The 26,654-nt window shown below is 51.1% G+C and carries 16 protein-coding genes; all 16 read left to right on the forward strand.

Translation table 11 applies throughout. The features are described from left to right. The first annotated feature begins 12 nt into the window (after nt 1-12). The 16 genes from dacB to FRZ59_RS09250 all read left to right on the forward strand — a co-directional run bounded on the left by dacB (nt 13) and on the right by FRZ59_RS09250 (nt 26,654). On the forward strand, nt 13-1,428 hold the full coding sequence (gene dacB / locus FRZ59_RS09180; protein WP_132130322.1) for a D-alanyl-D-alanine carboxypeptidase/D-alanyl-D-alanine endopeptidase: 1,416 nt from the start codon (nt 13-15) through the stop codon (nt 1,426-1,428). A gap of 363 nt (nt 1,429-1,791) precedes the next feature. Further along, nucleotides 1,792-4,740 carry a SusC/RagA family TonB-linked outer membrane protein gene (locus tag FRZ59_RS09185; protein WP_158640582.1) on the forward strand — a complete coding sequence of 983 codons (2,949 nt, stop codon included), beginning with the start codon at nt 1,792-1,794 and terminating at the stop codon, nt 4,738-4,740. A 15-nt stretch (nt 4,741-4,755) separates the two neighbouring features. After that, nucleotides 4,756-5,256 (forward strand): RagB/SusD family nutrient uptake outer membrane protein, encoded by a 501-nt coding sequence (locus tag FRZ59_RS19050; RefSeq protein ID WP_225975011.1) that lies wholly within the window; start codon nt 4,756-4,758, stop codon nt 5,254-5,256. After that, nucleotides 5,238-6,275: a RagB/SusD family nutrient uptake outer membrane protein gene (locus FRZ59_RS09190; RefSeq protein WP_225975012.1), complete on the forward strand. Its 1,038-nt coding sequence runs from the start codon at nt 5,238-5,240 to the stop codon at nt 6,273-6,275. Before FRZ59_RS19050 ends, FRZ59_RS09190 begins: the two co-directional genes overlap by 19 nt. 14 nt (nt 6,276-6,289) lie before the next feature. After that, a complete protein-coding gene (locus tag FRZ59_RS09195; RefSeq protein WP_132130320.1) occupies nt 6,290-7,894 on the forward strand; it encodes a carbohydrate-binding protein in 1,605 nt (534 codons plus the stop codon). 2 nt (nt 7,895-7,896) lie between these two features. Continuing rightward, nucleotides 7,897-8,955, forward strand: a complete 1,059-nt coding sequence (locus FRZ59_RS09200) for a DUF5007 domain-containing protein (RefSeq protein ID WP_132130319.1) — start codon at nt 7,897-7,899, stop codon at nt 8,953-8,955. Between the two features lie 21 nt (nt 8,956-8,976). Continuing rightward, nucleotides 8,977-12,117 carry a SusC/RagA family TonB-linked outer membrane protein gene (locus FRZ59_RS09205; RefSeq protein WP_225975013.1) on the forward strand — a complete coding sequence of 1,047 codons (3,141 nt, stop codon included), beginning with the start codon at nt 8,977-8,979 and terminating at the stop codon, nt 12,115-12,117. Nucleotides 12,118-12,128: 11 nt separating this feature from the next. Beyond that, the gene (locus FRZ59_RS09210) at nt 12,129-14,420 is read left to right on the forward strand and encodes a RagB/SusD family nutrient uptake outer membrane protein (RefSeq protein WP_147698292.1); all 2,292 of its coding nucleotides are present in this window, start codon (nt 12,129-12,131) and stop codon (nt 14,418-14,420) included. Between the two features lie 15 nt (nt 14,421-14,435). Then, a complete protein-coding gene (locus tag FRZ59_RS09215) occupies nt 14,436-16,019 on the forward strand; it encodes a DUF5008 domain-containing protein (protein WP_132130316.1) in 1,584 nt (527 codons plus the stop codon). Between the two features lie 25 nt (nt 16,020-16,044). Next, nucleotides 16,045-17,757 (forward strand): LamG-like jellyroll fold domain-containing protein, encoded by a 1,713-nt coding sequence (locus tag FRZ59_RS09220; RefSeq protein ID WP_132130315.1) that lies wholly within the window; start codon nt 16,045-16,047, stop codon nt 17,755-17,757. A 124-nt stretch (nt 17,758-17,881) separates the two neighbouring features. Then, nucleotides 17,882-18,484, forward strand: coding sequence for an RNA polymerase sigma factor (locus tag FRZ59_RS09225; RefSeq protein WP_158640583.1), 603 nt, complete (start codon nt 17,882-17,884; stop codon nt 18,482-18,484). Between the two features lie 109 nt (nt 18,485-18,593). Next, nucleotides 18,594-19,721: a FecR family protein gene (locus FRZ59_RS09230; protein ID WP_132130313.1), complete on the forward strand. Its 1,128-nt coding sequence runs from the start codon at nt 18,594-18,596 to the stop codon at nt 19,719-19,721. Nucleotides 19,722-19,895: 174 nt separating this feature from the next. Next, nucleotides 19,896-20,330, forward strand: coding sequence for an STN domain-containing protein (locus FRZ59_RS09235; protein WP_147698293.1), 435 nt, complete (start codon nt 19,896-19,898; stop codon nt 20,328-20,330). Continuing rightward, nucleotides 20,297-23,278, forward strand: a complete 2,982-nt coding sequence (locus FRZ59_RS09240; RefSeq protein WP_147698294.1) for a SusC/RagA family TonB-linked outer membrane protein — start codon at nt 20,297-20,299, stop codon at nt 23,276-23,278. The genes FRZ59_RS09235 and FRZ59_RS09240 overlap by 34 nt, the downstream gene beginning before the upstream one ends. A 16-nt stretch (nt 23,279-23,294) precedes the next feature. Then, complete coding sequence (locus tag FRZ59_RS09245; protein WP_132130311.1) at nt 23,295-24,971, forward strand: RagB/SusD family nutrient uptake outer membrane protein; 1,677 nt, start codon at nt 23,295-23,297, stop codon at nt 24,969-24,971. A gap of 27 nt (nt 24,972-24,998) precedes the next feature. Continuing rightward, on the forward strand, nt 24,999-26,654 hold the full coding sequence (locus tag FRZ59_RS09250) for an FAD-dependent oxidoreductase (protein ID WP_132130310.1): 1,656 nt from the start codon (nt 24,999-25,001) through the stop codon (nt 26,652-26,654).

Raw genomic sequence — 26,654 nt, forward strand, 5'->3', positions numbered from 1 at the left:
GAATTGATACAGATGGCGTATTTTTACAGTATACTTACAGGTACACTCTTAATTTTTTCAGGAAATTTCCTGCTGGCGCAGCCGTCCCACTTGGCTGCCGCCTTTTCCCGTTTCGAGCAGGATGAACAAATGCGGTATGGGATTGCCGCGATATGCGTGCTGGACGCCCGGACAGGCGAAACTGTTTTCGCCCGTAATGCGCATACCGGAATGGCAACCGCGTCTACCCTCAAGACAATTACTTCCATTACCAGTTTTAGCTTGCTGGGTCCGGATTACCGCTACCGGACACAACTCTCGTATACAGGAAAACTCGGGCCAGGCGGCGTGCTGCAAGGCGACCTCCTTATCCGCGGCAGCGGAGATCCTACGCTGGGCTCCTGGCGCTGGCCGCAAACCGCCGGGGCGGTAGTGCTGGAAACCTGGGTAGCTGCCGTAAAAAAGGCCGGCATACAGCGTATCGAAGGCCGTATCATTGGAGATGACAGCCGGATGGGTACCCAAACCATCCCGGGCGGCTGGCAATGGGATGATATTGGCAATTATTACGGGGCGGGCAGCAGCGCGCTGAACTGGAGGGAGAACCAATTTGATATTTTGCTGGCGCCTTCCCAGGTAGGCGGGCCCGTGAAGATGAGCGGTACCCGGCCGCAAATGGACTACCTGGAATTTGTGAATGAATTGCAGACAGGGCCGGCTGGCAGCGGCGACAGAGCCTACGCATATCTTCCGCCTTACCGCAATATTGCGTACCTGCGGGGTACCTATGCCATTGATGAGCGCGAACGGGCCATTTCAGCTGCTATTCCCGACCCGGCATTCGAGTGCGCTTACCGGTTTCTTGAAGCCCTGGAAAAGAGCGGCATTCCGGTCTCGGGGGAAGCCGGAACCAGCAGGCGCCTGCAACTGGAAGGCGCTTCAACACCGGTTGTCGCCGCGGGTATCGCTGATTTTACATCTCCTTCCCTGGCAGAGATCATAAAGGAATTCAATCATAAAAGCATCAACCTCTACGGGGAAAGCCTGGTCAAAACCCTGGCCATCGAAAGCGGGAAACGAGGCAGCACTGGTGCCGGCGTGCAGGTAATCCGCGAGTTCTGGGCCGGGAAAGGCATTGACTCAGCCAGCCTGGCAATGGTGGACGGAAGTGGGCTCAGTCCTGCGAACCGTATCACCGTTTCGTCAATGGCCAGGATTCTGCAGCAGGCCCGCAATGAGTCCTGGTTCAGTGATTTTTATCAAAGCCTTCCGTTACAAAACGGAATGCGGATGAAAAGCGGCTCTATCCAGGGCGTGCGGGGATATACGGGTTATCATACCGCATCAGACGGGCGGAAGTATGTATTTGCATTTATTGTCAATAACTATAACGGAAGTTCCTCTGCAATACGCAGGAAAATTTGGGCTATTTTAGATTTATTAAAATGAGACGAAAATAAATTTGAAATAATTTTGAAGTAAATACTTTTTTTCCATACCTTCACTTTAGTATGATTTAAGACAACTAAGTCGCTTAAATTTTTAACCCCTAAACCTTTTGATATGATGTGCAAATTATTACTCCCTCTTCCCCGATTCTTTTTAAGAAAAACATTTTTCAATCCTTTTAATCCGCTGTTTTATTACAACATAGCATGAGTTTCTGTCTCAGGCATATGTAAACAGTAACCCAGATTTTCTTACAGTACTGCGTTAAGCTACTGATCCGGATACCCGGCCTAATTGCTTTACCTAAAATTATAGTATATGCATCCAATGCGTTCTTTTGGGATTGGTCTTACTTTATTACTTGTGAATTACACATTTATATGTTCGGGGTCATCCCCGGGTTCCGGTTATACCGTATCCCTTCCGTCCGACACGATTGCCCCGGCGGATACCACGGCAAGTGACAGCACGGCAAACGATTCCCTGTCTGTCAGCGCTTTTTATGAAGCGGCTGATTTTAACAGCATTATCGAACCCGTAACGGTAGATCCTGCGGATATACTGTATCCCGGTAACTCGGTTCAGCAATTACTGAAAGGGAATGCAGCGGGATTATATGTCCAGGAAGCAAGCGGGGAACCGGGAACGGACATGAATATTTTCATACGTGGCATTTCCCGTCCGCTGCTGGAAGCCCGTGACCTGGCCGCTTCCCGTCCGCTGGTGGTGATAGACGGGATTCCGCTTATAGGAGAACATCCTTTTGCTTACGATATCCAGCAATATGATTTTAACAGGATAGGGCCGGCTACCAACCTGCTGACAAATATTGATCCCTCTAATATTAAATCCATACGCATACTTAAAGACCTTGCTTCGGCGGGTCATTACGGCCCCAGGGGAGTGAACGGGGTGGTTGAAATAGAAACAAGATCGCCGGAATCCAGGCGGCGGATCACCTTTGATTCTTACGTAGGAGTCGTGCAGAAAGACAACGTACATACGATAAACGGCGTATTTGAAAATGACTTTCGCCAGCAATTCTACGAGCGGTATGCAGGAATAACCGAGCGCCAGCGGTACCCGCTGTATTTGCAGGATTCGCTTAATTCCGCTTATTACGGCCCCTCTAACTGGAACGACCTGTATTATCGCAATTCGATGGTACACTCAATAAACGCCAGCATTACAGGAGGGTCAGCCAGGGCCAATTTCAGGTTTGCCCTGGGAACGCAGAAAACCAATGGGATTGCCGACAATACCGGGCTGACAAGATCCGGCGCCATGTTCGCCATGAACATGCTTCCTTTTGAATGGCTGTCAGTTTCTACCATGGTCAACGCAAACAGGCTTGACAGGGATCGTAACAGGAGCCTCCGCGACCGCTTTGCAGAGATGAAATACCTGCCGGACCTGAGTCTTCCCCTGGCGCCGAATAAGGCGAATTACCAGGAATACCTGGATGAATTTTCCAAATCATTCGATGATAACAAGAACAATATAATTGACGGCTATTTCAGGGTAGGGCTTAACTTCGGAAAGTTTAATTTCTACTCAAGGTTTTCCGTTGATTACAACGAAGGGATAAGGGATATTTTCTACCCGGGAACGCTGCTGGAAACCAATAGCTATGTTTCGAATTATTACGGCTATAACCAGCGTATGATGGTAGATAATGTAGCGTCCTACAGCTTTGACTGGAACGGGCGCCATCATCTTGACCTGGAGGCGGGTCAATCCTACCAGGCGGACCTGCACCGGTACAATTACGCTTACGCATACAAGGGCCCCAATGACTTTATAAAGATCAACCTGCTGCACGCTGACCCTAACCTGGGAAATTACCTGGAGCCAACCGGTTTCAGCCGCTTTATGGTATTTAAGTTCCTTGACCGGACTGAAAGCAGGCTCATTTCCTACTATGCACGGGGAGTATATGATTTCGAAGACAAGTATTCCTTTTCCTTATTGCTGAGGAACGACGGCTCGTCAAACGCCCAGCCTGACAGCCGCTGGTTTGTGTCACCTGTTGTTTCCGCGGCATGGAATATTAAGAATGACCTCTTAAAGACCAATGACCGGCTGGACGAACTGAAACTTTATGCCAGCGCGGGAAGAATGGGCCGGCTGCAGCTGAACGACCGTTATGCTCAGGGGCCTCAGTACACGGTAGACATCGGGTGGACAGGAAATCCCATTGCAAGTTCCTTCAATGCTTTTCCCACACTGAACCGGCCTTACAGCCTCGGCTACGTAGGCTATGATATTCCCTGGGCATATACGGACATGGTCAACGTGGGCGTAAATGCTGCCATCCTGGATAACAGGCTCCGGCTTTCGCTGGAAGGATATTATAAAACCGACAACGAACTATTGATCGGGATACCCGCTTATGCGGAATACGGTTATAACCTTGCCTACGAAAGCGGGATGAAGGTGCTTAATACAGGCGTGGATCTGAGCGTTAGTGCCAACATCCTGCAGAAGCAAAGCGGCCTGAACTGGAATACTTCCCTGAACCTGAATTATAACAAGAATGAATTGCTGGCCCTGCCGGGCGGGCTTGACGAACTGGTGGTAGGGAACAGGCTGCTGAAAGTGGGTGAATCCATTGACCAGTACTGGCTGTATCAGAACGAAGGTATTTATAATAGTGATGAAGAAGTCCCGGTGAACCCTGAAACGAATCTTCCCCTTCATTATAACGGAATTTCACTAATGGCCGGGGACCCGCGCTGGAAGGACCTGAACGGCGATTACATGATCGATAACCAGGATAAGGAACTCACGGGGCATTCCATGCCGCTTGTTTCCGGCGGGTTTATCAATGACCTGCAATACAAGAACTGGACGCTGCACCTGCATCTCTATTTTATGCTGGGCAGGGACGCGCTGAACCAGGCGATGGCCAACCGTTTTGATTTCATTAACCGGGAAGGCAGTATTGAAATGAACTCAGTAAAAGAGATCACTTTCTGGGAAAAGCAAGGGGACTACGAACAGTACCCGGTGTACAACCCCTGGAGCCCTGTGATCCCTTACAGAACCGATCAGGATTTATTCCTGGAAGATGCATCCTTCCTGAAACTCAGGACGGTTTCCCTCGGATACGATCTTTCCAACGCGGATTGGTTCACGGAGAAGGTTCCCGGGATCAGCCGGATGTTCCTTTACTTTTCAGCAAATAACCTGTTCACCCTTACTCCCTACTCCGGCCGTGACCCCGAGCTGATTGATTACACGGGTTACGATACCGGGTACGGCTTATCTATCCCCAGGACATACACCATTGGGGTTAAAATGGATCTGTAGTTTAATGCATGCAATATGAAAGATATCAGGTATCGTATTTTATTTCCGCTTGCTGTAATACTGTTTATAGCTAGCAGCAGCTGCACCAAAGAACTGGAAATTGATTCTACCCGCGTAGTGGGCGAGAAAAATATGTGGAATTCCCTTCAGGATACCCGGGCTGCGCTAATGGGTACTTACGGGCTTACCCGGGCGGCGCTGGCGGATCATAACGCTTACTGGCTGCACGGAGAACTGCGTATGGGAAGCTTTGAAAGCCTGCGGCGCCAGGATCTGAAGGCGGTTATTGATAATAACCTCAATGCGGCCTATCCCTTTGTGGAGGCGGCTTCCAACTGGCGGCGATTTTACGCGGTCGTAAATTCCGCTAATATTTTCCTGGAACGCGTGCATGAGGTGAAGGCAAAGGACCCGCGGTACTCAGACCAGAATATGGCCGTAGATATCGCCCAGATACGCCTGCTCAGGGCATTCGCCTACTTTTACATGGTCCGGGTGTGGGGGATGTGCCGCTGATCACGACTTCGCATGACGGGGAGTTTGAGAATAAACCCCGGGATAGCAAAGAAGACATCCTTGCCTTCGTAGAACAGGAACTCCTTGCCGCGGCGCGGGACCTGCCTTATCAATACAGTCAGAATGACCCTCAGCAGGCCGGAAATTATTATAACGAAGATTCCGGGCGCTGGGCAGGCGCGCTTGCCAGGAAGCTGTCGGCTTATGCGATACTGGCTCATGTGAGCGCCTGGCAGGGTAAATATGCCGATGCCGCCGTATATGCAAAAGTGGTACTCGATAATTATACGCGCAGCGGGCATGCTTACCTGAACACGAATACGCTGACCAATTCAAACGGGTTCTTTATGGGAAGGCAGAACAATCACCTTTTTGCACTGAACTTCCTTTTCGAGCATCTTGAACAATCCTTTACCGGGCATATCGAAGAACTTACCCTGGCGCGGCCGGTGGTAAGCAAGCTGCTCCCTGATATTTACATTCCTAAAGACACCATACTGAGCATTTTTGACGAACCCCTGGATGAGCGCTTCAGCCTGGATACGCTTACGGGCGAACCGGCTTCCGAGCGTTATTTCTCCGCCTTCAATACAAGCGTTCCCATTTTCAGCAAGATAAAAGTGATCCGTAACGGTGTGGCCGATCCTACCTTTCGTATGTATTCCAGCGCCGTTGTATTCACCAGGCTGGAAGATATAGCCTTGCTGAGGGCAGAGGCGCTTGCCGCGCTGAACGACCCGGCCGGCGCCATTGAATTGCTGAACAGCATCCGCGGGCTGCGCGCCCTGCCTCCCTTCGAGGAAGGGGACGGCGACCTGGTCGATGCCATTTTCAAGGAAAGAAAAAGGGAGTTGCTCGGGGAAGGCTGGCACTGGTATGACATGGTGCGCTATATGAAGATCAAGCGCAACTCGGCTGAATTCCAAAAACTGATCGATGAGGGAGGTATTTACTGGCCCATTGCCGGCTCGCTGCTCACGCAGAACCCGGAACTGGTGCAGACTCCTTACTGGAAATAATTAACCCTGAATGTATGTTAAACCTGAAACGCTCATTTAAACATATGCTCGCGCTGGGCCTGGCCGCTGCGCTGGCGGGAGGCTGTGCCAAAAAGGAAGGTTTTTATGATTATGAAAACGTGGAGAAGACTTTTTCCGGCACAACCTGGGAATACCTGCAGAGCAAGGAAAACGTATTTGACTCGCTGATCTATGTCGTGGAGCGTCTGGATCTTGTCGATAGCCTGAACGAAGGAAAATTTACGCTCTTTGCTCCAACCAATCAAAGCTTCATCCTGGCGCTTACCAGTATGAATAATGTGCGGAAACAGCAAGGGCGCCCACCGGTTTACCTGTCAAATGTGAACAGTACCCAGCTGGACACCATGATCTCCAAGTACATGGTGCGTGGCATTTACCCCAGTGACAGCCTGGCATTCCAGGATGGCCGGAACCTTTTTTCGGTAAACTACGGGCTGCCTATGCATGCGGGCCTGACGGATACCGATTCCGAAGGACAGATAGACGGCGGGCCTACCATTATTACCTACAGTGATACTAAGGATCGTTTATATACCAGGGAATGGACCAGTACGCCTACCGAATCCATAGATATACGGACCTCAAACGGGATGATACATATCCTTACTTCCGATCATGTATTCGGTTTTGACGAATTCGTGTACCGTCTTGTTTTTGTGCCCGCTGTGAAAGGGCCGTTCCTGGGCGCGCCCTTTGCCATACCGGGAACGATTGAAGCGGAAGATTTCAACAATGGAGGCCCGGGCGGCGGATACTTCGATTATGATATTAACAATAATGGCGGGCAATACCGGCAAGACGAAAGCGTGGATATTGAGGGTGCTTCCGAAGGTACCTTTAACATCGGATGGACCGCTTCCGGAGAATGGCTGGCGTATACCATTCACGTGGAAAAAGCCGGTGATTATGTGATCCACACCCGCACGGCCAGCCCAAGTGACGGCGGACGGATCCACTACAAACTGAATGGCGAAACGATCACGGAACAAATGATCGTGCCTAATTCAGGAGGTTACCAGAACTGGGCCACGATAAGCAGCGCCCCGGTGTATCTGGAGGCCGGAGAGCATGAACTTAGCCTGCATATTGAGATTGCCGGCTTTAACCTGAACCGGATCCACGTTTCTCCGGCGCAACTGATGCCTTTCCACGGAGAGCCGGCGGTAATCCCCGGAACGATACAGGCAGCTGATTTCGATTTCGGCGGCGAAGGTGTAGCCTATCACGATAATGATTCGGGGAATAACGGAAGGCAGTACCGGCCTGGCGAAGCTGTGGATATTGGCAACACCGGCGGCGGCGAACCCAAAGTGGGCTGGACCGGTACCGGCGAGTGGATGAATTATACGGTGAATGTCCTCGAAACCGGCGATTATACGCTTACTGTGACAGCCGCGACCCCGAACAATGATAAGTTCTGTCACCTGGCCATGGACGGTGTGGATATAACCGGCCGTATGGATATCCCCAATACGGGAGGATATGATAATATGACGGACATTTCCGTAACGGTTCACCTGGAAGCAGGAGAACATGTGCTGACCTTCCATACCGACAGCGACAGTTTTGACCTGAAATCATTCACCTTTAGCCGATAATTATGAACTGCAGAATATTTAGTCCGAAACTGGTTTACCTGCTCGCCTTCACGCTGGGGCTTGCCGGGTGTAAAGAATGGTACCCGCTGCCGGAGGACCTGGACTACCTGAGCGACAAGGCAAATTATACCCAGCGGGTTTTTACGCCCGTCCTGGGCCGTACCACCTTGTACAGCAATATTTTTAACGGGGACAATTCCACGATCCCCATGACCTTTCAGATAGAGAACGTGCGGTTGAGGGATGGCACACCTTCTTCCGACCTGGACCAGGTGAAGCCCGTACTTGTATGGACAGCGGCCTATACCGGGGAAGAAACTTCGCTGGAGGAAATCGAATCAAAGCGGAAGCTGGAAGAACGACGCTTGTGGGAAGTGCGGGAAAAGTCCGGCGAGCTGGCCCTGATGTCGTCGGCGGGCAATAGCCTCGTACGGCATCAGCCTGATTCCGGCTACCTGTTTGACGTACGTTTCTTCAATTCAGGCGGCGAACGGGTGATTACGGATCTGGAACTGATCCCCTTCCGCGAAAGGCCTTACGAACCTTCCGATAAGGACCCTATTACGGGAATCCAAAGAAAAGTATGGGACGGAACCCTGGGAGACAGCGTACTTTTTTACGTGCATCCGGGGGTATCCAATATCATTGGCGAGGACACCGACCTGCCGCTTGAAAGCGAGGACGTACGGGTTTATTTCAGGAGAACCGGCGACGGCAATTCGCTTCGTTTCCGCTTCCTGAATAAAGATTCCGTGGAGATCAATCCTGCGTTTTTTGATATTACCCGCTGGGACAAGCTTGTGCATGGATTTAACCGCCAGATGACGGAAGAATATGTGCAATATGACATCGCTTATCCGGTGCCGCTGATCAGGATGCCCACGAATTATACCACCAGCGACGGCTCGCAGGCGCGCGTGGAGTTCGGATACGACCGCCGCGGTTTCGGGGGCTTTACCCAGGTGGGGGAGCTTTCGCTGAACTTCAATATTTTTCAGAAAGGGGATTGGGAGATCGTATTCCATTTCTTTTATGATAACCCGAAATTTCAAGATGAGTAACCTATGCCTAAACCGAATAGCATGAAAACAGGAATTATTGCATGGATTGGTTTTTTGATGGCCCTGATCTTGCCGGGCACGCTCATGGCGCAGAACAAGGTGACCGTCAGCGGAACGGTAACCGATTCCGAGGCGCAGACATCGCTGCCGGGGGTAGCTATTTACGTGGACGGGGATAAGATGGAGGGGATTGGTGTCACCAACCTGGACGGCGAATATACCGTTACCGTGGATGAAGGCGCACGGCTGATCTTCCGCCTGCTGGGATACGCGGATTTCCGTGTAACCGCCAGGGCGGGAAGGACGCGCGTGGACGTACCGTTAAAACTATCAGAGTCATCATTGGACCAGGTGGTGGTAGTCGGCTACCGGGCAAAGGCCCGCGAGCTGACCACCGGCTCCGCGGTAGTGATCAGCGGAGATGAGCTGCAGGATGTGCCTGTTTCTAACGTGGAACAGCTCCTGCAGGGGAAAGTAGCCGGCCTGAATATCCAGGTAAATACGGGCGCTCCCGGTTTCCGCGGATCAGCGGCCCTGCGGGGATTATCGGCCCTGAGCGTAACCGGACAGGGAAATGAAACCTTTCTCACACCGACTTCTCCCTTATACGTGGTGGACGGGGTGCCCATTGAGTCCGACGGTAATTTTGAATACGGCTTCCAGACGCCCAGCCCGGGAATGAGCCCGCTGTCGCTGATTCCCCAGCAGGATATTGAAAGCGTAGAGGTGCTGAAGGATGCCCAGGCAACCGCATTATACGGTTCGCGGGGCGCCTATGGAGTAATCCTGATCACCACCCGCCGGGGCATGTCCAAGATCCCGATCGTACGTTACAACTCGAATTTCTTTTTAAATACGCCGCCCCAGCTCAGGACAACGCTGGGCGGGAAATTCGAAAGGAATACCCGCATTCAGCAAATACTGGAAAACGGATATTATCATGATATCCTGAGGATATCCACCACTCCCTTTCTTGCGGACAGCCTGAATCCCTTTTATGCAAACTCCACCGACTGGCAGGATGTGTTTTTCGGGAATTCCTTTAATCACAGCCATAATATTTCCATCAGCGGCGGCGACCCCAAGTTCAATTACAAAAGCAACCTGGGTTATTATAATGAAAAAGGGGTACAGGAAAATACCGGCTTCAGCCGATATTCCCTGAATATGAATATGGAATACCGCCCCAGCGAAAAGCTAAGGGTTTACGGAGCCTTGTTCGGTGCGATGGGAAAAAGAAGCGTGGGCAGCGGCCAGGGACTCATAAACCGGGGAGTCGCGGAGAACGCGGCTACCTCTTCGCTGATGCCGGGCCCCTCTTACTTCCTGACAACCAGCAGTATTATTTCATCGCTGAAAACCAGGAATAACAATAGTTCCAAGAACCTGCGGGCAAATGTGGACATTAACTACCAGCTTGTCCCGGGACTGAATGTGGCTACCAGCGGAAGCTATGACTATACCTCCGACACCGAAGATACCTTTACGCCGGCGGCGGCGAATAACCAGTTTTCGGAGGTGTACGGTTTTAACGGCAGGCGATCAACGATCTATAACCGCAACACGATTTCCTATTACCGGTCCTTTAACGAAACGCATAATTTCTACGTTTCGGGATTCAATGAATTTTATATTAAAAAGTTCCAGAACAGCGCCATCCGGCAGGAGAAAACACCGAATGACCAGTTCCAGGGCCCTCTTGGGTTTGACGGCTGGTATTCGAGGGGCGGCGGTTTAACCGGCTTCCGCGATGAACGGATCGCCTCCTTCGCCGGAACCTTCTCCTATGATTACAAGAAGAAATACGTGCTGGATTTTTCCTATCGCTGGGACGGAACTTCCCTGAGCGGCCTGGAGAACCCTTATTCAAAAAACCCGGCTATCGGGTTCAGGTGGAACTTTAACAAAGAGAAAATATTTGAAAACGCCGACTGGCTTTCTTACAGTTCTCTCCGGCTCAGCTGGGGCAAGAATATTGTTCCCACCGGCAGCCTGCTTGCGCTTTACGGAAATTATGTCATCAGGGGTACTTACAATAATAATCCCCGCATCGGAATTGATTATAATGAACTGCCCAACCTGAACCTGCTCCCAAAGACCACGACCCAGTACAACCTGGGACTGGAACTGGGTTTCCTGGATAACCGGCTGGAGATCATGTATGATACTTATTACCGCCAGGTGGACAATGAATTCCTCTATAAATTCCTGCCGGACGTGACTGGTTTCAATACCGTGGGAACCAATGAAGCGGCCATGGCCAACTACGGTCATGAAATATCATTGACCGTAAGACCACTTCCCCCTGCGAGCAAGCTGGTTTGGAGCCTTACCTTTAACGGCGCGATGAACAAGGATGTCCTGCTGCAGCTTCCGGATGCGGCCAGGCAGCGGATCCACGTGGATAATGTGACCGGTCAGCATATCCTGTTCCGCGTAGGGCGGAATACGCTTACCAATTTCCTGATCGACTACCAGGGCGTATATGCCAGCGATCTGGACGTGCCGGTTGACCCGCTTACGGGCCTCCGCTATTCCACTAACCGGGGAAACAATTCCTATTTTAAAGGCGGCGACCCTATCTGGGAAGATATCAATGGGGACTATGTGCTGAATTCGCTGGACAATAAGGCTTCCGGCAACCTGCAGCCGCTGTTCACGGGAGGTATCTATTCCTATCTTTCCTATAAGAAGTTCACCCTCGCTGTGAACGCGGCCATTACCTGGAGGCGTTCCATTTTGAATAACGCGCTGGCGGAACGGCTGGCTTATTTTTCAAATCCCTTTGACGCAAAAGCGCTGGTAGATATAGGGGCCATTGATTACTGGCGCCAGGAGGGTGACAACGCAGTTTATCCTTATCCTTTTGATTACACGAATTACGGTGCCAAAACACCTTTCAGGCCTGACCAGACCTTGTTCGAGGAAGATGGTTCTTACCTGAAGATCGCGAATGCTACCTTTTCCTACCTGTTTGACCAGAAGCTGATCAGCAGGTGGGGGATCCGTTCGCTGCGCCTGTATCTTTCGGCAAACAATATAATTACCTTCTCCAGGTACAGCGGGCCAAACCCTGAAAACGTGTCGGCGGTTGGCCGTGACATGTCAGCAGGGTACCCGGTGCCGAGGACGTATAATGTGGGGATAGATGTTGAATTTTAATGATAGCAGCAATGAAAAAGTCTAAGTATATGATTTGCCTGCTGCTGGCCTTTGCCGCGGCCGGGCAGTACGGATGCAAGGAGTTCCTGGATGTGAAGCCGGTAGACAAGCTGACAGGAAATAATTTCTGGAAATCCCGGCAGGACGTGGAATCCTATATCTGGGATATTCATGGATTGTTCCGCGCCAAGATAGGCTCCACGCCTTTCTTGCCGGCTTCCGGGGATATCCGCTGCGGCATGATGGCTGAGACCCCGCAGATGGGGAACGGCCGTGATTATTTTGACCGCCTGGCGGCGAACGACCTGATGTATGCCTGCTACCCGACCGGGGGAGAATGGTGGCAGGCAACCTTTCATTTCGAGTACATTACCCGCTGGAAGGAATTCTACCAGGTGATCCAGGCCTGTAATATCCTGGATTATGAATTGGATAACCGCGAGGTGCCGGACCTTAGCGAAGCGGATATTAAAAGGTTCAAAGCCGAAGGGGCCTTTATGCGGTCGCTGAGTTATTTTTTCATCGTACGCTTATTCGGAGATGTGCCCTATTACCGGGAAGCCTACCAGCAGGATCCCCTGCCGCGGACGGATATGATCACGGTGCTTAATAACTGTATAGAGGACCTGATGGCTGTGAAGAATGATCTCCCCTGGACCTTTGAAGATCCCGCCTACCAGGGCGTCCGGGTATCCCGGGGAAGCGCGCTGGCCCTGCTGATGCATATGAATATGTGGAATGCGGGCTTTGATCAGGGAAATAAGCAACATTATTACCGGCAAACTGCAGACCTGGGCAAGGAACTGGTGGAAAGCGATGCCTACGAGCTGATGCCCATTGAAGACTTCCATCTTTTGTTCAAAGGAAGAACAAGAGAAGGCCTTTATGAAATCGCCCAGAATTTCAACTACGGGGAACTGGTGGGATATAATACATTTGCAGACATGGTGCTGCATTATCCGTATAAGCGGCCCGCCATTTCCCACCAGTACAGTTACAGTTATTTTCGTTCCGATTTCCTGCAGCGGCTTTATCCGCCCAGCCAGGCCGATGAGCGTACCGAAGTCTGGTTTGATAGCGGCATGTTCTCCGACGACGGAACCTTCCAGTTCCTGAAATTTACCAACGTTTACGCCATTGAAGATGGCGAAGACGTAAACCCGGACGGAAATATTATCATCTTCAGGTATGCCGGCGCTATTTTGCTGAGGGCGGAAGCCCTGGCGGAACTTGGCGAAGAAAATGAGGCCATCCGTATGATGAACCTGGTCCGGCAGAGGGCCGGCGCCTCCAATTATAATGGTTCCGGCGGGCAGGCCCTCAAAGACGAAATATTTGCAGAAAGGGCACGGGAACTAATGGGAGAAGGGCATTATTTTTATGACCTGGTTCGTACCCGCCGGGTACTTGATTCCCGCTGGAGTTTTTACCCGCTTACCGAAGACCAGTTCAATCGCGGAGGATGGACCTGGCCCCTGGATCCTGCCGTTCAGAACAATAACCCGCTTATGACCCTCAATACTTACTGGCTGGGGGCGGACAGTAAGCCTTTACCAAAAAAATGTGCAATGAACAGATACAATAAGCATTTGAAACGGACAGCCTGGCTGCTTTCAGGATTGATTCTCCTGGCCGCATCCTGTTCCAAAGATGAATATTATATGGATGGCGGCGTGTCGGACCCGCGGTTTGAGGGAAGCATTATCGAATACCTCGATTCCCAGCCCTTTCATTTTGATACCCTGGCCACTATTGTGCGGCTGGCAGGGCTGGAAGATGAATTTACCAATGATTCGCTTACCTTTTTCGCGCCGACGGATAATACCATAAAGAATACGGTGGAAATCCTCAATGATCTCCTGTATTCGGGCGGGAAGGATACCATTAAAACGCTTAACCAGGTGGACACCCTTTTATGGCGCAAGTATCTTTCGCGCTACCTGTTCGAAGGAGTCTTTGAATTGAAAGACTATCCGCAGATTGATTTTGAGGTGAAGCAGATCTACCCGGGACAGAATTTTTATTCCTATGACGGGGATGTGATGAATGTGGGCCTGATCTACCATGACCAAAACGGCGTGCAGTACGTGGGTTACCGGCAGCTTTCCATTTCCTTTATTCCGGATGTATCCCGGCCGGAGAGCAACTGGACCACGGCCCTGGTGGCTTCGGCCAATATCAGGCCGTTAAACGGGATGGTTCATGTACTGTCCGACGATCATACCTTCCTGTTTGACATGTTCAATCTCGCCAATGAGTTATCGATCGTGATGCCGGACGCAGGATCAACGGCTGAACAATAAACCGCAAATAATCCAATGATGAAAAAGACATACCTATTCCTTCTGGCGGCAATGACCCTTTTTGCAGGTTGCCAGGAAAAGGATGAAATATTTGAAGACCCTTACGCGGGCGGAAAGGAAGCGCTTGGCATTAAAATGGATCCTAACGTCCCCGCTTCGCCGGTAGGCGGACTGCCCGGAACAGAGGTTACCATCAGGGCGGCAGGCCTGGTTCCTTATAAGGATCAGCTGGAGTTTGCTTTCAACGGAACTCCGGCGGAAGTGCTGGAGGTTAGCGAAACGCAGATAAAGGTCAAAGTTCCTTCATTTGCCAGTACGGGTGTGGTTTCGGTGTCTATCGGCAACCAGGTGTTCTTCGGGCCTAAGTTCACGGTACGGGGAAAGATCAATATTGACCCTTCCTTCCGGGCGGTAGCCGGCACAGACGGAGGCATTAACCAGGTGCTTCCCCTGGTGGACGGGCGCTACCTGATCCTGGGAAATTTCACGAATTACGATAACAAGGGCGTAGTGAAGAAGCTCAACCGGATCGTGATGACCACGAAGGACGGGGACCTGGATCGCTCGCCGCGGTTTGGAGAAGCTGCAAACGGCCAGCTGACCAGCGCGGTGCAGGCTTCGAACAAATTTGTGATTGCCGGCGGTTTCTCCGGCTTTGACGAACAGACAGGCAAGATCAGTAATATCACCCGCCTGAACAACAACGGCACCATAGACACCATGTCAGTTACCACTTATACTGACTCCCTGATATGGGTGCCGGTTTTCAACGGCGGGACGGACCAGGGAATCAACGAGCTTTTCCTGCAGGGGGATAAGATCATCGGGGTGGGTAACTTCAGGTACCATGTAAGCCGCATTTACGATCAGCCGACCTATGACCTGGAAGCAGACAGCATTATACTTGACAGCGTGGAAATGAGGCAGGTGGTCCGTTTTAACATGGACGGTTCCCTGGATAAGACCTACCACTTTGATGATTCCAAAGAAATGGGTTTCCGGGCGGCCAACGGCCCTGTGCGGGACTCTTATATGGATGAAGAAGGCCGGCTGATACTGGTAGGTAACTTTACCACCTTTGACGGTGAACCGGCCGGGTCCATTGTCCGGCTGACGGCTGACGGTAAACTGGATGAAAGTTTCCAGGCCGGATCAGGAACCTCGGAAGCTATTTCATCCATTACCTATAATGAACAAACGGAGAAATATCTGATAACAGGGAATTTCAGGAGCTACAACGGTACGGCTGTTTCCGGTATGGCGCTGCTGAACAAGGACGGGAGCCTGGATGCCTCCTTCCAGCCGGGAGAAATTGGCGGAGGTTATGTTTATTATGCCAAGCAATTGTCAGACGGAATGATCATTGCCAGCGGAGGATTCCAGGAGTATAACAAGGTACGAAGAAATGGTTTCATGATACTGGATAAGACGGGGAAGTTAATGGAAGGCTATAATTCCACCGGGCCGCTTAACGGCAGCCTGACAGGCGTTTTGGAAACCGAGGCCGGATCCGGCGAAAGGGCGCTGCTCCTGACCGGGTACTTCTACTATTTCGACGACAGGCAGGTAAATAATATTATCAGGGTCACATTGGATTGAACCGGGGATTTATAATCATAAGCGCATGAAATACGTATTAATATGTTTGGCATTGCTGGGAGTACTGGTTGCCTGCAATGAAGGTTTTGAAAGGGTTCTTCCCGAAAGAGATTATACCGACACCACCAGCGCAATAGGAAAGCGCGCCAAGGTCCTTTACTTGATCGTTGACGGAGCCCGCGGACAGTCGGTCCGTTCGGCAGGCGCGGAAAATCTGCAATCTCTGCTTGACCACTCCATTTATTCCTTTAATTCGCTGAGCGATACGCTTGCGCTGAACGGAACTACCTGGGCCGGCATGCTCACCGGGGTTCCCAAGGAGAAGCATGGCGTGCTGGACAATAATTTTACTTCGGACAGCCTGGATAAATACCCTGTGGTGTTTGAACGGATCAAAGCGGCTTCCCCGGAGCGAAGAATAGCTGCATTTTCCACTTCAACGGCTTTCAAGAATAACCTGACAGACGGCGCGGACGTAAAAGAAGCCTTTTCAACGGACGAAGCCGTGAAAGATGCTGTTATTGAAGAGCTGGGGATGGACACCGCCTCGGTGGTGCTGGGGCAGTTCAGCCTGGTAGACGCCGCAGGCGCACAGTTCGGCTATGATGTTTCCGTGCCGCAGTACAAGGAGGCCATCCTGCAGTTTGACGAATACCTTGGCGAGATACTGACGGCCTTGAGAGCCCGGGAAGACTATGCGCAGGAAGACTGGCTGGTAGTAATTACCTCTAACCGCGGCGGTGACTTTCCCATTGATCCTTCGGAGGACGACAATACCATTTTCAGCGAACCGGCCGTCAATACCTTTGTGGTGCTGTACAACCCGGATTATCAGCCGACGTTAGTGGGAAAACCTTATACGGGTAACCGCTATGTGGGCGATTTTGTCCGGCTGAGAGGACAGGATGCCGGAGCCATTAACGCGATTGTGCCGGATGACCGCGGTTTGTATGATTTCGGCGATACGGTTGAATTCACGGTGGAGCTGAAGGTGAAAGTGATGCCCGGGAACCAGGGGAATTACCGCTATGCCTACCCTTCCATCCTGGCCAAGCGCGCTTCGTTCAATCCCGGGCAAGTTGGCTGGCTGATCTTCCTGGAACAGGATTACTGGATGATTAATTTCGGCCAGACAGGCAAAGGCAACCAACAGGTGAGGGGAACGCCTATCAGCGACGGCACCTGGCACAGCATTGCGGCGGTGGTTCTTAACCGGGAGATCAGCGGTGTAAAAAGACGCGTGGTGCGCACCTTTACCGACGGGGTCTTTAATAACGAAATGATCCTGCCCGCCGACTGGGGCAATATTAATACTTCGGCCCCCTTAACGATGGGCTTTTTGCCGGGCTCCATTTCACAGGGGCCGGCCGATGTCTATATGGGCGATGTCCGGATATGGCTTGCAGAGCTTCCCGACGAGATCATCAGCCAATATGCCTGCGATACCTTTGTGGATGAAAGCCATCCTTATTTCCTGTACCTGGCCGGTTACTGGCCCTGCAACGACGGCAGCGGAGGTGTATTTAAGGATTACAGCGCCGCGGAAAACGATTTTCAGTTGCAGGGCAGCTATGGCTGGGAGAATATTAATGAGTTGATTTGCCCGCCCTCCTCCAGCGACCTGGCCGACCTTGTGCCAGGGAACCGGGATATCCCCCTGATCATTTTAAGCTGGCTAAACATTTCTTCCCGCCAGGAATGGGGCATGGACGGACGGGTATGGATTGATAATTATTAGGAGTGAAAACCGATGCCGTGCCAGGCTGCCTGGCACGGCATTACCGTTGTTTTTTACGGCAAAATAGTTAACTTTATTTTTGCGATAGAGTTTAATCCTTTTGATCCTAAACAGCAGCGAAGCAGTGGATAATCATTCAGACGATGAAGCCGGTTTAGTGAGTGGCGTCATTGATGGCGATGAACGTGCCTTTGCGCGGGTTTATGAAAAATATCACCGGCACCTTTATTTTTTCGCTCTGAAGTTTGTTAAGTCGGAAGAGCTGGCCGGCGAGGTGGTACACGATGTGTTTTTAAAAGTCTGGGAGAACCGGCGAAGGCTCAATAAAGAATTATCCTTCAGAGGGTATTTGCTGACTATCTGCAAAAATCATGTACTAAACCTGCTGAAGCGGGCCAGCATGGAAACATCCATTAAGGCGGAGATCCTCCGAAATTGTCCGCCTTCCCACGTGGAAACGGAGGATTCTATCCATTACGAAGATTATTATCAGTTTGCGCTCCGCGCAATTGAGCAGCTGCCGCCGCAGCGGCAGCTTGTGTTCAAAATGTGCAGGATCGAAGGGAGAAGCTATGACGAAGTTGCCGCGGCCCTTGGCATTTCGAAGGGTACCGTAAGGGACCATTTGTTCAAGGGGAGCCGCTATGTGAAAGAATACCTTTCCGTGCATGCGGGTATTACTCTTCATCTGACTAGTGTTTTCTTGCTCATGCTGCCGTACCGGTAACTGCCGCGCCTTCTGAACAGGCCCTAGTGTTCACCACACTAAAAAATATTTTCCGGCGGAGCATGCACTTTGCCTGCGCTGATTGTATAATCAGTACAAGCAGGTCAAGATGGAGAACCGCAATCAATTAAGAGCCTTACTGCGAAAGTATGTTTCGGGACAGAGCAGCCGGTCCGAATCGGAATTGGTATTGCAATGGCTACGGTCTCCCGAAGGCGGCCGGGAGTTAGCGCAGCTAATGGATGAGTTGTCGGAAACCGCATTTGAGAAACAACCGGGAATGGATCCCCGCAAAAGCGGCGAAATTTACAAGCGCCTTCGCGCCAGCATACAAGGTCTGGGCGAGCTGGAAGAGTTTGAAAGGCGCGAAAAACGAGAAAAACCGGAAATACCGGAAAGTCAGGAAAGTCAGGAAAGACCGGAAAAGTTAGAAAAGCCGGAAAGACCGGAAACCGGCCTGAGGCCGCTTAGCCCCGGGCGGGCCTATCACGTTAAGAAATGGCAGGCAGCTGCGTCCCTGCTTGGCTTCCTGCTTCTTTCAACGGCTGCTTTCTATGGGATAAGAGCTTATAATACAATTACCTATACAACGGGTTACGCGCAGCAGAAGGTGATCATCCTGCCCGATCAGTCCCGGGTGACATTAAACGGAAATTCCACCCTTTCCTTTCCCAGAAACTGGGATGACAAGGAAACCAGGGAGGTTCAACTGGAAGGGGAAGGCTATTTTGAAGTAAAGGAAAATAGAGAGAAAGCCTTTACTGTAAGCACTTCAGCAATCAGGATCAGTGTGCTGGGAACTACTTTCAACGTAAAATCCTATGAAGAGGATAAAACCATTGAAACAACGCTGGTAGAGGGCAAAGTAGCGATCCGGAACCTTGGTAAAGGAGCCGCAAAGGCCGAAATAACCTTAGAACCAAATCAAAAAGCTACCTACGAAAAGGAATCTGCCGGTATAACGCTGGATAAGGTCAGGACTGAACTGTATACTTCCTGGAAAGACGGTCTCCTGGTCTTTGAGGATGAGCCTGTTGAAGAAATTGTCAGGGAACTGGAAAGATGGTATGGAGTAAGTATCGAGATAGAAGATAAAGCGTCGAAAAAGTGCAGGTTCACTATTAAAATAAAAAATGAATCCCTTGATGAAGTGTTGAAATTGTTTTCATCAACGACTTCTGTAAGTTATTCAAATAAAAATGGAAAGATCCTCATCAAAGGAAAGCTGTGCAATTAAAAACCTAAACATAAAGAATGCGTATGAGCGAAATACTATAAGAAAGACCGGATCGTGCAAGGCATGATCCGGTCCGAAAAATTACAGCGGATGTTATCCCGTCTCGCCAAAGATCATTGATAACATCCTGGCAGGAATCAACAAAACAAGTTTTATCAAAACCTATTCAAAATTATGAAAAAAATCCGTTTATCACCCTTATACGGAAATATCATGTTTGCGCTGCTGTTAGTTTCTATTTACGCCATCCCTTTACAAGCAGATACTCTTAAAGATTTAAAAATATCGATCTCCATGGAGAACGCTCCTGTGAGAATGGTGTTGAATGAATTGGAAAAGGAAACACATTTAACGTTTTTCTATAGCAGCCAGGTAGTAAATACGTCCAAACGGGTTAGCATTCACCTTCGTAATGTAAGCCTCAATGATGCCTTACAGCATTTATTCGCCAAAACCAATATTACCTACCGCTATTCCGGCCGGCAAATTATCCTGGAAAGAAAGCGCATTACTGTAGGCGACCTGAGAAAGATCCCCCGGAAAGTGGAAAGGAAGAATAGCTCGCCCGGGAGGGAGTGGAGCTTTTGCGCCGCGGTATCACCCGCCTGATACCTATTTCCCTGCAGAGAACGATCACCGGGACAGTTACCGACGCGCAAACCGGCGAAGGCCTTCCGGGAGTGAGCGTGGTGCTGAAGGGCACGAATATAGGGACGGCCACTGATGTGAACGGTCATTACGAACTGGATTACTCCCGTACAGCGCTGGAAAACGTCCTCGTATTTACATTCCTGGGTTATGTTAGCCAGGAAGAGCAAACCGGAAGCCGCCAGACGATCAACGTTCAGCTCAAAAAGGACATAACCGGCCTGGAAGAAGTGGTTGTAATAGGTTACGGGACGCAGCGAAAAGTAAATCTTACGGGTTCGGTTTCTACCGTATCGGGTGAAGATCTTGCCAGAAGGCCTGTTGGACAAACTACAGCCGCTTTGCAAGGCATGGTGCCCGGCCTTACCGTGACCCAGCGTTCCGGCCAGCCGGGAAAGGATGGCGGTAACGTGCGAATCAGGGGGATCGGGACCACCGGCGATTCCAATCCGCTGGTCATACTTGACGGGGTGGAATCCAGCCTTAACAATGTGGACCCGAACGAGATCGAAAGTATCACGGTTTTAAAGGATGCTGCATCGGCTGCTATTTACGGCGCCCGCGCAGCCAACGGGGTGATCCTGATCACCACCAAGCGGGCAAGCGCCAAAGGTTTCAGCGTAAATTACAACACCTACGGGGGCTGGCAGACGCCGACGGATATGCCTGACATCGTAGGCGCCCTGGACCATATGGAGATGATGAATGAAGCCTATACCAATACCGGCCGGGCTCCGCTGTATTCGGCGGAATACATCGAAGAATACAAAAGCCAGGGGCCTTCCAACCGGGACCGCTATCCCAACACCGACTGGCAGGATCTGACGCTGAAAGACAACGCATTTATGCAAAGCCATTACCTGGCGGTAAATGCCGGAAATGAAAAAATACGTGTGCTGGGTTCCTTAAGCTACCTGGATCAGGAAGGAATTATCCCAAATACAGGTTTTAAACGATATAATCTTCGCTTAAACTCGGACATAAAATTCAGTGATAAATTCACTACGGCCCTGGATGTGTTTTTGCGGCGAACAGACCTGGAGGAGCCTACCGTAGGAACAGGATATGTTTTTCACTGGATGCGGCGCATTCCGGCTAACCAGGCGGGTATCCTGTCAAACGGCCTTTACGGCGAAGGCTGGAACGGGGATCATCCCCTGGCAAGAGCCCGGGACGGCGGAATGAGAAACCAGCAAATCCTGAGCGCGATCCTGAATATGAATGTAAAATTCAAACCGGTACAATGGCTGACGGCTGAGGTAAATTATGCCCCTAAATTCAATGAGCCGCATACGACCGCCTTCAGCAATATTATTCAGACCTATCGCTGGGATTTCTCGCCGAGCTACGCCATTCCGGGAAGGAATTCCCTGACGGAAGAGTTTTCCCGGGACTGGTACAATAACCTCCGGGCATCGGTTACCTACGATAATTTATTGGCGGACAAGCATCAGGTTACAGTACTGGCCGGTTTCCAGCGGGAAGACCAAAGCAGTAATTTTATCAGGGCATACCGGGAGGTGTTTCAATTGCCGGAATACCAGGAGATCAATTCCGGGAACGAGGAAAATCAGCAAACCGCGGGCTCGGGGTCGCATTGGGCTCTTCAATCTTTTTACGGCAGGATCAACTATAATTACAAGGAAAAATACCTGTTCGAGGCCAATGGCCGCTACGATGGCTCATCCCGTTTTGCCACGGGCAATAAATACGCATTTTTCCCTTCCGTTTCGGCCGGATGGCGTATCAGCCAGGAGCCATTTATGAGCGGGATCGGGCATGTCGTAACCGACCTGAAGCTCCGGGCTTCCTGGGGGCGCCTGGGCAACCAGAATATCGGCCTGTACCCCTTCGCTGCTTTCGTGGATATCGGGAACAGCAATTATGTTTTCGGGGAGCAGGTAACCACCGGCGCGGCCCTGAACGATATGGCCAACCCGACAATACGATGGGAAGAGACGGAAGTTTCCGACATCGGCCTTGACCTGAACCTATGGTCAAAGTTCACCCTTACCGCAGACTACTATTACCGGAAAACAAGCGGCATCCTGCTTCGGCTTGATATTCCGACCATGATCGGGCTTACGGCTCCCTTCCAGAACGCCGGGGTGGTTGAAAACAGGGGCTGGGAACTTTCCATGAACTACCGGGACCGCCTGGGCAGTTTCGACTACGGGGTCAGTTTCAATCTTTCGGATGTTCGGAACAAGGTGCTGGACCTGAAAGGGATCCGCAGAACCGGCAGGCAGGTAAGCTGGGAAGGTCATCCGATCGACGCCTTTTACGGCTACCAGGCCATTGGCTTCTTCCAGGATGCGGCTGACGTTGAAAATTCGCCGGAGCAATTTGGTAACGTGGCTGCCGGGGACCTTAAATACAGGGACCTGAATAACGACGGTGTGATCAATACCGAGGACCAGGCGATTATCGGGAGTAATATTCCCCGGTACACTTACAGCGCGAATATTGATCTGGGTTATAAGGGCATTGACCTTTCCGTTTTCCTGCAGGGCGTCGGAAAAGTGGACGGATTCCTGTACGGACAGGGAATTATGCCGTTTTTCACAGGGGGCACGGTGCAAGAGCAGCATAAAGACCGGTGGACGCCGGAAAACAGGGACGCTGCGTTTCCACGCTTTGCCTTTAACGAGAACAATAATGAGCAAAACTCGGATTTCTGGATGAAAAGTGCCGCGTATTTACGGCTGAAGAACATACAGCTGGGCTATACTTTTCCGGCTTCCCTGCTTAAAGGCAAGGTAGAGCGGCTGAGGATCTATGTAAGCGGGCAGAACCTTTTTACCGTCGAGGATTTCTGGCAAGGATATGATGTGGAGGCGCCTGCGAGCGACGGAGCATGGTACCCGCAAATGAAGACCTATAGCCTGGGGCTGGACGTGAAATTTTAATCTAAATCCTGAATCAATGAAACTTCTGAAATATATACTTCTCCTGGGCCTGTTTTCGACTACCTGGTCCTGCCAGGATTACCTGGAACGATTTCCACTTGACAGCCCTTCCGATGAAACATTTTTACGCAGCGAAGCCGAATTGGATATGGCCGTAACCGCCTGCTACAACAGGTTATGGTATAAACCTCCCGGTACGGATCAGCCATTTATGTTATCCCTGGAATGTGCTTCCGACCTGGGCTGGGACCGCAACAGCAGCGGTTTGCAGACGCTGGGAAGGGGGAGCGCCACCCCGGATAACGATTATACCGGCTCGTTCTGGGAACATTTTTACCGCGGTGTAGGCCGCTGCAATTACATCCTGGCAAAGGCCGGTCCGCTGGCGGAAACAGTACCCGAAGAGAAATATAATCGGCTCCTTGCCGAGGTGCGTTTTTTACGCGCTTACTTTTATTCTTATCTGAATGAGCTGTTCGGGGGCGTGCCTTTACTCACCGAACCCGTGGAATTGGCGGAATCGGAAATACCGCGCTCATCCAGGGAAGAAGTAACGGACTTTATCCTTGCCGAACTGGACGCGGCGCTTCCCTACCTGCTTCCCGTTACAGATAAAAGCACGGCAGGCAGGGCTACACAGGGGGCCGCTCTTGCCCTTAAATCCAGGATTGCCCTTTACAACGAACGCTGGGAAACAGCCGCTCAGGCTGCCAGTCAATTGATGGAAGAAGGGAATTACCAGCTCCACGACCATTACGGGGAACTTTTTCAATACGCAGGCGAAGATTCCCCCGAAATTATTTTTGCCGTTCAGTACTTAAAAGGCACGGCGGTCCATAGCCTTGCACGGCTTTATTATTCGCGGATAGCCCTGGGGCATTCCAATAAGATCCCGGTACAGCCCCTGGTGGACGCTTACGAATGCACAGATGGCTTAACGATTGACAAATCACCCGGTTTTGATCCGGACGAGCCCTTCGCCAATCGCGATCCCCGGCTGGGTTACACGGTAGTGCTACCTCAAAGCCGTTTCATTAACTACATTTTTGAGACCCATCCGGATAGCACGGAAACATGGAGCTACAATACAAACCCGCCTACCAGGGTGAATAACGTGGAGTCTTCCCATGCCTATGCTACTTTTTCCGGCTACCTGTGGCGCAAGTATGCCGATGTCGCCGATAAGGATGACAGGGATAACAGCGAGCTGAACGTCACCCTGATGAGGTATGCCGAGGTACTGCTGAATTATGCCGAAGCGAAGATTGAGCTGAACCAGATTGACCAATCGGTGTACGATGCCATTAACGCCGTCAGGGGCAGGCCTTCTGTAGAAATGCCGCTAATTACGCCCGGAAAGAACCAGGCGGAAATGCGATCCATTGTGCGGAAGGAGCGGAAGTACGAGCTGGCAGGGGAAGGTTTGAGGCTGTTTGATATCCGCCGTTGGAAGATTGCCGGAGAAGTCATGCCGGGCAAGCTGCTGGGCCGGATTCCCGATGATTTCCTGGCGGAAGCTCCCGTGATCGACGAAAATGGCACACCGCATTATGAAAATGTGTCAAACGCCGGCCAGATGCGGGTAATTGAAAACCGGCTTTTTGATGAAGGCCGCGATTACCTTTGGCCCATTCGCCGCCTTGAACTGGAAACAAACCCGGCGCTGGAGCAGAATCCAGGATACGGGAATTGATTTAAAGAATTACATATTTTTAGGACGATGATTAAAAAAGCAAGTTATTTTTTAGCCCTGGCAGTGTTCCTTTCTGTCTCGGCCTTTAAAGGCGGGGAAAAGCCCGCCGGATATGATATTGTGATCTACGGAGCAACCTCCGGCGGCATAGCGGCCGCAATACAGGGCTCCAGGATGGGCAAACGCATTCTCCTGATAGCGCCTTCCCAGCGGATCGGCGGGCTCACTACCGGGGGGCTTGGCGCTACCGATATCGGGAATAAGGTCGCTATCGGCGGGATATCAAGGGAGTTTTACCAGCATATAAAGAAGTATTATGAAAACGATTCCCGCTGGAAATGGCAGGACCGTGCGGAATACATGGAGGGCAAGCAGGAGAGGACCGGTGAGGGAGAGGATGCCATGTGGACCTTTGAGCCATCCGCGGCCCTGCAGGTATTCAAGGACATGATCGCCGAAGAGAATATTGAGCTGGTATCCGGAGAACGGCTGAACCGCGAAAGCGGCGTGAAGAAGAAAGGAACGAAGATTACCCGGATTACCATGGAAAGCGGGAAATCCTACCAGGGGAAGGTGTTCATAGATGCGACCTATGAAGGGGACCTGATGGCAGCAGCCGGCGTATCCTATACCGTAGGGAGGGAATCGAACGAAATGTACGGTGAGACCCTGAACGGGATATACATGGCCGAATACCGGCAGCGATCCGGCTATCACCAGTTCCCTGATGGTGTAAGCCCTTATAAAATTCCCGGAAAGCCGGAAAGCGGATTGCTTTGGGGTATCAGCCCCGATTCCCTGGAGGCAAAGGGAACCGGGGATAAAAAAGTGCAGGCCTATAATTTTCGCATCTGCCTTACCGATAACCCGGGTAACAGGCTGCCCATTACCCGGCCGGAAGGGTATGATCCGCAGAAATACGAGCTGCTGGCCCGTTTGCTGGCTGCCCAGCCCAGCCTGCGAAAGATCAATGACTATTTTATCTGGACGCATATGCCCAACGGGAAAACCGATATCAATAACCGGGGCGGATTTTCCACCGATATGATCGGGATGAATTATCTGTGGCCGGAGGCAAGTTACGAAGAGCGGGAACAGATCTTCAGGGAGCATATGTCTTATACGAAAGGCTTGCTTTACTTCATGAAGACGGATCCGCGCGTGCCGGCTAACCTCCGCGAGTTTATTTCTTCTTGGGGTTACCCAAAAGATGAATATATTCGTACTGACCATTTTACCCCTCAGCTCTATGTGAGGGAGGGAAGGAGAATGATAGGAGAATATGTAATGACCGAACATAATTGCCGCGGAAAGGAAGTAGTCGAAGACCCGGTAGGGCTGGGCGCTTATAATATGGATAGTCATAACTGCCAGCGGATCGTCGTGAACGGCATGGTTAAAAATGAAGGTAACGTGGAAGTGGGTGTGCCGGGGCCTTACCCGGTGTCCTACCGTTCCATTACCCCGAAACGTTCGGAGTGCAGTAACCTGCTGGTGCCTGTATGCCTTTCATCTTCGCACATTGCCTACGGATCCATACGTATGGAGCCGGTTTTCATGGTACTGGGACAGTCGGCGGCCACCGCGGCCTCACTAGCGATTGACGGGCGAAGCAGCGTGCAGGAGGTGGATTATGAAAAATTGCGGACGACCCTTTTGGAAGACAAACAACGGCTCAAATGA

Source organism: Anseongella ginsenosidimutans, assembly GCF_008033235.1.
GTDB classification, from domain to species: domain Bacteria; phylum Bacteroidota; class Bacteroidia; order Sphingobacteriales; family Sphingobacteriaceae; genus Anseongella; species Anseongella ginsenosidimutans.

Excerpts from the sequence above, each read along its gene's own strand:
- FRZ59_RS09235 (WP_147698293.1), top strand. The coding sequence starts at position 19,896 with ATGAAAAAAATCCGTTTATCACCCTTATACGGAAATATCATGTTTGCG.
- FRZ59_RS09245 (WP_132130311.1), top strand. The coding sequence starts at position 23,295 with ATGAAACTTCTGAAATATATACTTCTCCTGGGCCTGTTTTCGACTACC.
- FRZ59_RS09200 (WP_132130319.1), top strand. The coding sequence starts at position 7,897 with ATGAACTGCAGAATATTTAGTCCGAAACTGGTTTACCTGCTCGCCTTC.
- FRZ59_RS09210 (WP_147698292.1), top strand. The coding sequence starts at position 12,129 with ATGAAAAAGTCTAAGTATATGATTTGCCTGCTGCTGGCCTTTGCCGCG.
- FRZ59_RS09230 (WP_132130313.1), top strand. The coding sequence starts at position 18,594 with ATGGAGAACCGCAATCAATTAAGAGCCTTACTGCGAAAGTATGTTTCG.
- dacB (WP_132130322.1), top strand. The coding sequence starts at position 13 with ATGGCGTATTTTTACAGTATACTTACAGGTACACTCTTAATTTTTTCA.
- FRZ59_RS09205 (WP_225975013.1), top strand. The coding sequence starts at position 8,977 with ATGAAAACAGGAATTATTGCATGGATTGGTTTTTTGATGGCCCTGATC.
- FRZ59_RS09250 (WP_132130310.1), top strand. The coding sequence starts at position 24,999 with ATGATTAAAAAAGCAAGTTATTTTTTAGCCCTGGCAGTGTTCCTTTCT.
- FRZ59_RS09220 (WP_132130315.1), top strand. The coding sequence starts at position 16,045 with ATGAAATACGTATTAATATGTTTGGCATTGCTGGGAGTACTGGTTGCC.
- FRZ59_RS09195 (WP_132130320.1), top strand. The coding sequence starts at position 6,290 with ATGTTAAACCTGAAACGCTCATTTAAACATATGCTCGCGCTGGGCCTG.
- FRZ59_RS09215 (WP_132130316.1), top strand. The coding sequence starts at position 14,436 with ATGATGAAAAAGACATACCTATTCCTTCTGGCGGCAATGACCCTTTTT.
- FRZ59_RS19050 (WP_225975011.1), top strand. The coding sequence starts at position 4,756 with ATGAAAGATATCAGGTATCGTATTTTATTTCCGCTTGCTGTAATACTG.